The organism is Pseudonocardia sp., from assembly GCF_025965585.1.
In the GTDB taxonomy this organism is placed as follows: domain Bacteria; phylum Actinomycetota; class Actinomycetes; order Mycobacteriales; family Pseudonocardiaceae; genus Pseudonocardia.
In genome coordinates this window covers 1-10,053 of the sequence record NZ_JAOPWR010000286.1, presented here as the reverse complement: position 1 = coordinate 10,053, position 10,053 = coordinate 1, and the positions used below count along the sequence as shown (strand labels likewise).

Sequence of the window (10,053 nt, the reverse complement as noted above, 5' to 3'; positions counted from 1 at the left end):
TCCCGGACGGGCCGGTTCCGCCGTTGCGGCAGACCTCGTCGACGAATGTTCCTCTCAACGAAACGTCCGTTCCGTTATGCCGAGGATCGTGACTCCGGCCGGGAAGCCTTGTCAAGCAGGCGTGGCGCTGTGCGTCCGATGTCCGGTTCCGCGGCCGATCGCCGGGCCGGTGGTCGCGTGGCGTGTTTGACTGGGATCGGTCCGTCGACCTACGTTGACTTCCAACGAAACAGGTGCGTCGTCCAACGGAACGCACCTCCGCGGGAAACGAGGCGCTGATGGCGGGGTCCACCGCGCGTGACCCGGTGGGGCGGGCGCTCGACCTGCTGACCTGGCTCGCCGAGAACGGCACGGACGGCCCGCTGGGCGTGCGTGAGATCGCCCGGGGGATGGGCACGTCGCCCACCACGGTGCACCGGCTGCTGCAGGCCTTCGAGGAGCGCTCGCTGGTCCGGCGCGACGACCAGGGGTCCTACTACGGCGGCCTGGAGCTGGTGCGCCTCGGCCGGCTCGCCTCGCGGTTCTCGGTGCAGGCCGCCGGCAGGCCGGTGCTCGAGAAGCTCGCGGCCGACGTCGACGAGACGTCGATGCTCGGCCTGCTCGACCCCCGCCGGGGCGAGCTGATGCTCGTCGACTGCGTGCAGACCAGCCATCCCCTGCGCTACGTCGTCGAGCTGCACACGTGGCGCCCGCTCTGGGCGGGAGCGGCGGGGCTCGGGGTCCTGGCGTTCCTGGAGGACGGGGAGCGGGCCCGGCTGCTGCGCGAGCACCCCCCGCAGCCGGTCACCGAGCACACGCTCCCCACGGCCGAGGCCGTCGAGGAGTTCTGCGCGCGGGCCCGCGGTCAGGGGTACGTGCTGACCCGCGGCCAGCGCACACCCGGTGCGGTCGGCGTGGCCGCGCCGATCCGCGACGCCGACGGCAGGGTCGTCGGTGATGTGTGCCTCACCGTGCCCGACAACCGCTTCCGCGAATCGGACGAGCAGCGCTACGCCACCGCGCTGACCTCCGCGGCCGACGACGCCTCCGCCATCCTCGCCGCGGCCGGCTACCGGCTGGCCACCGCGACGCTGGACCTCGGCGCCCGGGCGCGGCCGTGAACGCGCCCCGGCTGGAGCGGCTGCGGCCTGACGAGCTCGACGCCGACCAGCGGCGCCTGTACGAGGAGATCGTCGGCGGTCCGCGGAGCGTGAGCGGCTCGCTGGTGGACGAGGCGGGCGGGCTCGGCGGCCCGTTCAACGCGATGCTGCTCAGCCCGCCGGTCGGGGACGCCGTGCAGGCGCTGGGCGCAGCTCTGCGCTACCGGTCCGCGCTGCCCGACCGCGCCCGCGAGATGGCGACGCTGCTGGTGGCCCACCACTGCTCCAGCGCCTACGAGTGGACCGCGCACGAGGAGCACGGACGCCGCGCGGGCCTGTCCGACGAGGAGATCGCCTCGCTGCGCACCGCGCGGCCGATGGCCGCCGACGACGTGGAGTCCGCCGTGGTGCGCTGCACTCGCGCCCTGCTCGACACCGGCGACCTCGACGACGCGCTCTACGCCGAGGCGGTGGCCGTGCTCGGCCGCGCCACGGTCTTCGAGCTGGTCACGCTGGTCGGCTACTACCGGATGCTCGCCGGGGTGCTCGCGACCTTCCGCGTCCCCGGCCGCTAGCGCACCGCGAGCACGATCCGGCCGCCGGGATGGCCCTCCTCGCTGATGCGGTGCGCCGTGGCGGCCTCGGCCAGGGGGAGGCGGTGCGCCACGTGCACGGTGATCCGGCCGTCGAGCAGGGCCGGGAGCAGGTCGGCGAACACCTCCGCCATTCCGACCCGGTGCAGTAGGCCCCGCGAGTACCGGACCCCCAGCTCCGCGGCGCGGCGGTCGGCGATGGTGACGACGGCGTCCGGCCCGCCGGCGAGCGCGATGCTGTCCTCCAGCACGTCGTGGCCGCTCAGGTCGAGCACGGCGTCGACACCGTTGGGCGCGAGCGCGCGCACCCGCCCGGCCCAGCCCGCGCCGTGCGGCACGGCCTTGACGCCCAGGGACCGCACGCGGTCGAGCTGGGCCGGTCCGGCCGTGCCGATGACGCGCGCCCCCCGCAACGCGGCGAGCTGCACCGCGACCGTGCCGACTCCGCCGGACGCGCCGTGAACCAGCAGCGTCGTGCCCGCGGCGCCCCGTCCCGTGACGCCCAGCAGCCCGAGGGTGCGGTACGCGGTCTCGCCCGAGATCGCGAGGCTCGCCGCGACCTCCCAGGGCAGGCCCGCCGGCCTGGCCACCAGGTCGTCGGAGGGCGTGCTCGGCGTAGGCGTCGTGGGCGCGGCCGAACACCTCGTCGCCCTCGGCGAGGGCCGTCACGCCGGGCCCGACGGCGTCGACCACGCCGGCAACGTCCGTGCCAAGCCCGCGGGGGGCGAGGAGCGGCTCGCTGCGGGCCCCGTCACCGCCTGCCATGTCGCCGCGCCGGATCTTCCACTCGACGGGGTTGACCCCCGCCGCAACCACGGCCAGCCGCACCTGCCCCGCCGCCGGCTCGGGCCGCGGGACCTGCGCGGGTGCGAGCACCTCGGGCCCGCCGTAGCGGTCGAACCGGATCGCCGCGGGCATCGCCGTCAGACCGCCGGGGCCACGGCACCGAGGCGCCGCGCGAACGTGCCGAAGGCGTGGTCGAGCCGGTCCGCCGGGGCCACCGTCCGGTTCTCCCGCAGGTAGGCCTTGCACCGGGCGAGCAGCTCGCCCGGGCTGCCGAGCAGCCCCTCCACCAGCGCGTCGGCGGCCGCGGGAAGCAGGTCCTCGGCCACGACGCGCGACACCATCCCGTAGCGCTCGGCCTCGGCGGCGGGCAGCACCCGTCCCGTGACGATGAGGTCCAGCGCCCGTTTCGGCCCGACGTAGTCCTCGAGGTAGGACATGACGAACGCGGGTGCGGTGCCGTGGTGGACCTCGTCGAACCCCAGCAGGGCGGTGTCCGCGGCCAGGGCGATGTCGCTCTGCACCACGACCCCGCACCCGAACCCGAGCGCGCGGCCCTGCGCCGCGGCCACCGTGATGCCGGGGAACCCGACGAGCAGCCGGTTGGCCTCCACGATGAGCCCGGTGTTGTCCAGCTTCGACATGCCGGGCGGGAGCGTCTCCTGCTGGTCGCGGCCCACGGAGAAGTCCGGGCCCGCCGCCGTGATCAGCACGACGTCGACTGCGGCGTCCGTCGCGTGCCGCAACGCCTCGATGAACTGGCGCATCATCATGCTGTGGATCCGGTTGGCCTCGTCCGGTCGCTGGAGGCGGATCCGCGCCACCTGGCCGTCCTCGGAGTAGTCGACGAACGAACCGCTCGATCCCGACGTCACCCCGACCCCCTCCCGTTCCCTTGTCCCGTCATGAGTCACTCAGCCGCCAGCCGCGCGTCTCGGGGCCGATCCAGATCGTGAACAGCCCGACCGCGAACACGAGCGAGACGATCAGCCCCGCCATCGGGAACGAGCCCAGCGTGCCGACGAGCACGCCCGTCGTCAGCGTCCCGACGCCCGTGATGATCCGCGCGAAGTTGAAGCAGAAGCCCTGGCCGGTGGCCCGCACCGCGGTCGGGAACAGCTCGGGCAGGTAGACCGCGAACACGCCGAACCCGCCGAGCATGAAGAAGCCGGCGATCGGGGCGGCCCACAGCACCGCTCCCGTCGAGCGGGCCAGGGTGAACATCGCGACCGCGGTGATCAGCGAGCCGAGGCAGAACACGAAGTACGAGCCGCGCCGGCCGAGCGACACCGTGAGCCAGATGAGCGCGATGTAGCCGAGGATCGCGCCGCCGTTGAGCAGCATCGCGAAGTAGCTGGAGTAGCGGGCGATCTGGGCCGGCCCCGCGGACGCCGACATCTCGGCGATCCAGGACGGGGCGAACGTCGTGGCGGCGAACGAGCCGACCATCAGCGCCATCGCGCTGAACAGGCCCCCGAGCGTGCGGCGGCGCAGGTCGGGCTCGAACAGGCGCCGGAGGCTGCCCAGCCTGCGGTCGTGGCGCTGCTGCGTGCGGACCCACCGCTCGGGCTCCTTCACGAACAGCCGCAGCACGATCACCAGGACGGCCGGCACCGCGCACCACACCAGGACCCAGCGCCAGCTCGCCGTCCCGACGCCGAGGTTGACCACGGCCGCGAAGAAGTAGCCGACCGAGAACGCCAGCTGCATGATGATCATCAGTCGCGGCCGCAGGCGCTCCGGGAGGCTTTCGGCGAGCAACGCCGCGCCCGCGGCCCACTCGCCGCCGATCCCGAGCCCGGCGATCGCCTGGAAGACCGCGAGCTGCTCCCAGTTCTGCGCGAGCGCGCTCAGCCCGGTGAAGACGGCGTAGATGACGATCGTGACGAGCATGATGCGGGCCCGGCCGAACCGGTCGGTGAGCACGCCGAAGATCGTGCCGCCGATGCCCCAGGCCACCAGCTTGATGGCGACGATGAGCCCGCCGGTGCCGACGATCGCCGCGCGCTCGGTGGTGTGCAGCAGCTCGCTCATGCTCGGGGTCAGGATCAGGTTGAAGACGTTGAGCGCGATGGAGTCGAACATCCACGCGAGGAACGCGGAGACCAGCACCAGCCAGAGGTAGCCCGTCATCCGGGTGGGCGGTTCGGCCGCGGCGGGCGCGTCGGCCGTCGTGACACCGACGGGGTGTCGCTCGTCGGTGCTCATCGGACGGCCCGGGTGGAGGGGGTGAGACGGAACGTCGGTGGCAGCATTGCGTATCCGTTCCTTTCAGCGAAACACCCGTTTCCCTGTGAAAACGGGAGGTTAGGATCGGGTTCGGCGGTGTGTCAAGGAGGCGTCAGGCGCCGCCCGTGCCCGCCTTCTGCTGGGCCTCGGTGACGAACGAGTTGTCGAACAGGCTCGCCGGGTCCGCCTTCACGACGGCCGGGTTCTGGCTCAGCTTGATGGTCGCCGCCACGGTCGCGACGTCCGTCGTGGGGAACGCGGGCATTACGCCCACGCTGACGGCGTAGACGTCCTCCACCACCTTCTGGTCGGTGAGGTTGAGGTTCTTCTTCGCGGCCGAGTAGGCGGCGTCCTTGTTGGACTTGCTGAGGTCGACCGCCTCGGCGTAGGCCGACAGGAAGTCGACGAGCTCGGCGTGGTTCGCCGCGGCCCAGCTCTTCTGAACCCCGAAGCTGGAGTAGCCATAGGGGTCCTTGGCCGTGATGAGGTCGGCGATGTCGGGGAACCCCTTCTGCTCCACGAGCTGCGCCGTCGGCGGCGAGACCATGATCGCGTCCACCACGCCCTTCTCGAGGGCGGCGCTGCGCGCGCCGTTGTCGCCGATGAACGTCACCTGGTAGTCCTTGCCGCGCTGCAGGCCGGAGGACGCCATCGCGCTCTGGATGGCTGTGTCGGACGCCGACCCCGCGCTGCTCGCCGCGATGGTCTTGCCGGCCAGCTCGGCGGGTGAGGTCATGCCCTTCTTCCCGTACATCCGGAAGAACTGGAACGGGTAGGTCGTGCCGACGATGGTGATCGGCGCGCCGGCCACGATCGCGCCGGCGAGGTCCGAGATCCCCGAGTCGGAGAGCTGCACCGACCCGCTCGCCAGCGCCGGTGGCGCCTTGGTGCCCGACAGCGTGATCATCTGGACGTCCAGGTGGTGCTTGGCGAAGACGCCCTGGTCGATCCCGACCCAGAGCGGGATGGACGCCGCGGTCGTCGCGCCCACGGCGATCTTGATCGTGCGGGTCGCGCCGCCGTCCGCGGCCGGCGGCGCCGCCGGCGATCCGCAGGCGCTCGCGACGAGGGCGACGGCGGCGATGCCGGCGGCCCACCTGAGTGATCTCACGGTGCTTCCCTTTCGACAGGGGCGGGATCGACGACGGGGGACCCGGCGTCGAGATCTGCGGTCTCGAGATCTGCCGTCTCGATTTCGGCGGTCTCGATCAGGTCCCACACGGTCCGTTCGAGCTCCCGGAACCCGGCCGTGTGCTTGACGTCCAGCCGGCGGGGCCGGGGGAGGTCGATCGGGACGATCTTCCGGACGCGGGCGGGGCGCGGCCCGAAGACCACCACCCGGTCGGCCAGGAACACGGCCTCGCTGATCGAGTGGGTGACGAGGATCGAGGTCTTGCGCTGGGCGGCCCAGATGCGGGTCAGCTCCGCCTGCATGAGCTCGCGGGTCTGGGCGTCGAGTGCGGCGAAGGGCTCGTCGAGCAGCAGGACGTCGGAGTCGACGGCCAGTGCGCGGGCCAGGTTGGCGCGCTGCTGCATCCCGCCGGAGAGCTGGTGGGGATAGTGGTCGGCGAAGTCGGCGAGCCCCACCAGGTCGAGCAGCTCGGTGACTCGCTCCTGCTTCGCCGCGCGGTCCCGGCGCAGCACCTCCAGCCCGTAGGCGACGTTGCCGCGGACCGTGCGCCACGGCAGCAGCTGCGCCCCCTGGAAGACCATCGCCCGGTCGGTGCCCGGGCCGGTGATCGGCTTCCCGTCGAGCTCGAAGCGGCCGGCCGAGAGCGGGAGCATGCCGGTGATCGCCGTCATGAACGTCGTCTTGCCGCATCCGGACGGCCCGACGATGCACAGGAACTCGCCGTCGGCGACCTCCAGGTCGACGCCGTCCACGACGGTGGCGGTCCGGATGTTGCGGCCCTCCCGCGTCCGGTACCCGATCGACACGCCCTCAGCGGCGAGCTTGACGCCGTTCACCGGTCCACCTTCCAGCCCGAGACGCGCGCCTCGATCGCCGAGAGCCCGAGGCCGAGCAGGACGCCGACCAGCGCGAGGAACACGACCGCGAAGTAGTAGCGGTCGGTCTGGAAGATCTGCCCGGTCTGGTTGAGGTAGTAGCCGATGCCGGCCTGCGCGCCGTAGAGCTCACCGACGACCACGGCGATGATCCCGCGCGACACGGCGTTGCGGAGCCCGACGATGATGTGCGGGACGCTGGCGGGCAGGGCGATCGTGCGGAAGATCCGCCAGTCGCCGGAGCCGAACGTCCGGGCCATGCGGATCATGCCGGGGTCGATGTCGCGGATGCCCGCGGTGGTGTTGATGGCCACGGGCCACACCGCCAGCAGGTAGACGAAGGCGACCTTCGAGCCGACCCCGATGCCCAGCGTCAGCACCAGGATGGGCACGAGCGCCACCACCGGCGTCGCGAACAGCGCCGAGACGAGCGGGTCGCTCAGCTCGCGGACCGTGCGGTACCAGCCGGCGAGCAGGCCGAACGGGATGCCCGTCACCACCACCAGCAGCATCCCGAGCAGGAACTCCTGGCCGCTGACCGCGATGTGGGTGAGGAAGCCGTCGTCGGCGAACGCGGTGGGCGCCGCCTCGACGATCCGGACGGGGGAGCTGATGTAGAGCGGGTCGATGATCCCCAGGCCGGACACGACCTGCCACACGACGAGCAGGACGAGGATGCCGACGGCGCCGAGGACCGGGCTGCGGTAGCGGGCCCAGAGGCCCAGCCGCTCGAGGGTGACCAGCGGGGCCGGTACCGGCCGCACCGCGTGCGCGGCGGCGGGTGCGGCGTCCGTGTGCGTGTCCGTCATGTGTCGCGACCTCTCAGGGCTCGACCGTGCAGCTGCCCTTGACTTTCGTGCCGCGGTGGCCGGAGACGTCGTCGGTCGCGGGGCGCGGTGGCGCCCGCGGCGAGCAGTTCCCGCGGATCTTGCTGTTCCCTTAGGCGAAACGGTTGTCCCGCTCAACGAACTGCGCAAGGTATACGACAGTGACCTCCCCCACGTCAAGGAGTCGCCGTCGCGGGTGCCCAACGCCTTGACAGATCGGAAGACGGTATTACGGTATGCCGGTGCAGGAAGGTGCGATGGACGAGCTGCGACGCGAGGCGGCGCCCCTGCGGCGGCAGGTGGTCGAGCTGCTCCGCGCGGCGATCGTCGCGGCGGAGTTCGCCCCGGGCCAGCGGCTGGTGGAGCGGGTGCTCTGCGACCGGTACGGCGTCAGCCGCACCGTCGTCCGCGAGGCGCTGCGGCAGCTCGAGTCCGAGGGGCTGGTCGCGATGGTGCCCCAGCGCGGGCCCGTCGTCGCCACCGTCACCGAGGCCGACGCGATCGCCCTCTACGAGGTGCGGGAGGTGCTCGAGGCACTGGCCGGGCGCGCCTTCGCTGAGCGGGCCCACCCTGCCCAGCGCAGCGAGCTGCGCCGCCGGTTCGCAGCGGTCGACACGGCGCTGACCAGCGGTGACCTGGCCGCGATGCTCGCCGCCAAGGACGCCTACTACGCCGCGCTGCTCGACGGCGCGGGCAACGACGTCGTCCGCGGCACGCTGCGCGGCGTGCACGCCCGCACCAGCCTGCTGCGGGGGCTCACCCTGCAGGCCCCGGGCCGCATCGCCCACACCCGGCGCGAGCTCCGGGCCATCACGATGGCGGCCTGCGACGGCGACGCCGACGCCGCGTGGGCGGCCTGCACCGCCCACGTCCGCTCCGCGGCTGCCGTCGCGCTGCAGCAGCTGCGGTCCCGCCCGCCCCACGACGCACCCGGCCATCCGAACACCGACATCCGGAGAGGACCACCATGACCACCACCGACGCCGCCCCCGGGGCGCAGGAGTACATCGACGGGATGGCCCGCGACCGCGGGTACGTCCTCGACTACCACAAGGTCATGGCCAAGCAGGACTTCCCGGTCCTGCAGGCGGCCAACGGCTTGGTCGGTGCCGCCTACCTGGATCAGCGCCGGCTCGACCGGCGCACCAAGGAGCTGATCTTCATCGTCAGTCTCACGGTGATGCGGGCGTCGAAGGGTCATATCCAGAGCCACATCCGGGTGGCGCTCGACCTCGGCGTCAGCCCCGAGGAGATCCTCGAGGCCATCGAGATCAGCCTGCCGGAGGCGGGGATCGTCGCGTTCCAGACGGGCTTCGACGCGTGGAAGGAGGTCGTCGGCGCGGACGGGCTCGAGCCGAGTGTTGCAGTCCACCAGGGTGGTTCCGGGGGCAACGGATGACGTCCTGACCTCACCCGCTGGAACGCGGGTGGCCGTCGGCATCAGGTCCGGTCACGGGCTGCACAGATTGACTGCCTGTGGCGAGCTTGGGACCACGCCGTCCGTGACGTGCAGGAGCGTGTAGTCCGGTGTGCTGGGGGTCAAGGGGTCGTAGGTTCACATCCTGTCGTCCCGACGGCCGGAACGGGCGGTTCCCTTCGACGGGGGAACCGCCCCTTCTGCTTTCTACCGGCGGATACGTGCGTTCAGCTGATCTTGCCGGTGGACCGTTGGCTGGAGTGGTTCGACCGGTCTCGGCAGCAGATGTGGCGTTGACAGCGATAAGTGACAGCAACGCTCTCCGCGCTGAGGCGACCGGCTCGTACTCCGCTGTCATCGGTCGCGATCTCAGCTGTCAGCGTCGTCGGACAGGCCGCTGTCGAGATCGTCGAGTGCTTGGCGTTGAGTGTCGAGGTTGACGTGCCGTGCACTGACTGCGCCGGGGGACGGCCGGGCTCGGAGGGGGCACCAAGCTGGGCCAGGCCGCCCGTGGTGTTCGGCGAAACTGGTTCCCGCGTTCGAGAGTCAGTCCACCCGAAAGGGCCAAGTTAAGCAGCCGCGGCTGCTCTATCGCGGCCGGCACGACGCGGTGCGGCCCGGGTGGGGGGCGAGGCACTGCTGGAGATCGCCCGCCCCTACTGCTCCTGCTCGGTGGTCTTGCCTCGGTGTCGGCGGGGCGTCGGCACGCTCTTCCTCTGCCGCCGGGCTCTGCAACGGTGTGGTGCTGAACCGGGTCAGGACCGGCCGAGTTGCGGCTACAGGCCGCGCTCCGGCGGGTTGTCATCGACGACGTCGTCGTCGATCCGGACACCGCGGTCGGCCCGGTCGTCATGGAGCTCGTCCAGGGCGGCGGCGAGCCGATGAAGCGGCCACCCCGGACCACGAGCTCACGGGTCCCACGGTCGTCGAGGATGACCGTGCGATGTGCGCCCACCTCGGCTCTGCGCCTGGTGGCCGCCAGGTGCACTGCTCAGCATCGCCATCGGCAGCAGGAACCAGTGCCCCCGCGCGCAGCAGACCCGGCCCAGCTCGACAGGTCCATCGGTGCTCGACAGAACCGGGCGCTGCAGCACCTCGGCCACCTCACCGCACTCCGG

10 protein-coding genes and 1 pseudogene are annotated in these 10,053 nt (G+C 72.0%); 4 read left to right on the top strand and 7 right to left on the bottom strand.

Annotated features, from left to right (window positions below; genetic code table 11):
* Window positions 1–278: 278 nt before the first annotated feature.
* Together JWR81_RS17990 and JWR81_RS17985 are read left to right on the top strand one after the other, a co-directional pair.
* Window positions 279–1,100: an IclR family transcriptional regulator gene (locus JWR81_RS17990; RefSeq protein ID WP_297653703.1), complete on the top strand. Its 822-nt coding sequence runs from the start codon at window positions 279–281 to the stop codon at window positions 1,098–1,100.
* A complete protein-coding gene (locus JWR81_RS17985; RefSeq protein WP_297653700.1) occupies window positions 1,097–1,654 on the top strand; it encodes a carboxymuconolactone decarboxylase family protein in 558 nt (185 codons plus the stop codon). The genes JWR81_RS17990 and JWR81_RS17985 overlap by 4 nt, the downstream gene beginning before the upstream one ends.
* On the opposite strand, the pseudogene JWR81_RS17980 reads toward JWR81_RS17985, so the two are convergent.
* The 6 genes and pseudogenes from JWR81_RS17980 to JWR81_RS17955 all read right to left on the bottom strand — a co-directional run bounded on the left by JWR81_RS17980 (window position 1,651) and on the right by JWR81_RS17955 (window position 7,500).
* A pseudogene (locus JWR81_RS17980) lies at window positions 1,651–2,590 on the bottom strand (NADP-dependent oxidoreductase). The gene JWR81_RS17985 and the pseudogene JWR81_RS17980 sit on opposite strands and share 4 nt — an antisense overlap.
* A 5-nt stretch (window positions 2,591–2,595) precedes the next feature.
* Window positions 2,596–3,330: an enoyl-CoA hydratase/isomerase family protein gene (locus tag JWR81_RS17975; protein ID WP_297653697.1), complete on the bottom strand. Its 735-nt coding sequence runs from the start codon at window positions 3,328–3,330 to the stop codon at window positions 2,596–2,598.
* Between the two features lie 28 nt (window positions 3,331–3,358).
* Complete coding sequence (locus JWR81_RS17970; RefSeq protein WP_297653695.1) at window positions 3,359–4,663, bottom strand: MFS transporter; 1,305 nt, start codon at window positions 4,661–4,663, stop codon at window positions 3,359–3,361.
* Window positions 4,664–4,796: 133 nt separating this feature from the next.
* Complete coding sequence (locus JWR81_RS17965) at window positions 4,797–5,795, bottom strand: ABC transporter substrate-binding protein (protein WP_297653692.1); 999 nt, start codon at window positions 5,793–5,795, stop codon at window positions 4,797–4,799.
* Window positions 5,792–6,652, bottom strand: a complete 861-nt coding sequence (locus JWR81_RS17960) for an ABC transporter ATP-binding protein (protein ID WP_297653688.1) — start codon at window positions 6,650–6,652, stop codon at window positions 5,792–5,794. Before JWR81_RS17960 ends, JWR81_RS17965 begins: the two co-directional genes overlap by 4 nt.
* Entirely contained in the window at window positions 6,649–7,500 is an 852-nt protein-coding gene (locus JWR81_RS17955; protein WP_297653684.1) for an ABC transporter permease, read from the bottom strand. Before JWR81_RS17955 ends, JWR81_RS17960 begins: the two co-directional genes overlap by 4 nt.
* A 275-nt stretch (window positions 7,501–7,775) precedes the next feature.
* Between JWR81_RS17955 and JWR81_RS17950 the strand changes: the two genes are divergently transcribed.
* Together JWR81_RS17950 and JWR81_RS17945 are read left to right on the top strand one after the other, a co-directional pair.
* Entirely contained in the window at window positions 7,776–8,489 is a 714-nt protein-coding gene (locus tag JWR81_RS17950) for a GntR family transcriptional regulator (protein ID WP_297653681.1), read from the top strand.
* Entirely contained in the window at window positions 8,486–8,917 is a 432-nt protein-coding gene (locus JWR81_RS17945) for a carboxymuconolactone decarboxylase family protein (RefSeq protein ID WP_297653678.1), read from the top strand. The genes JWR81_RS17950 and JWR81_RS17945 overlap by 4 nt, the downstream gene beginning before the upstream one ends.
* A 926-nt stretch (window positions 8,918–9,843) precedes the next feature.
* Here the strand turns inward: JWR81_RS17945 and JWR81_RS17940 are convergent.
* Window positions 9,844–10,053 (bottom strand): hypothetical protein (locus JWR81_RS17940; protein ID WP_297653675.1); only part of this gene is annotated, 210 nt, incomplete at its 5' end.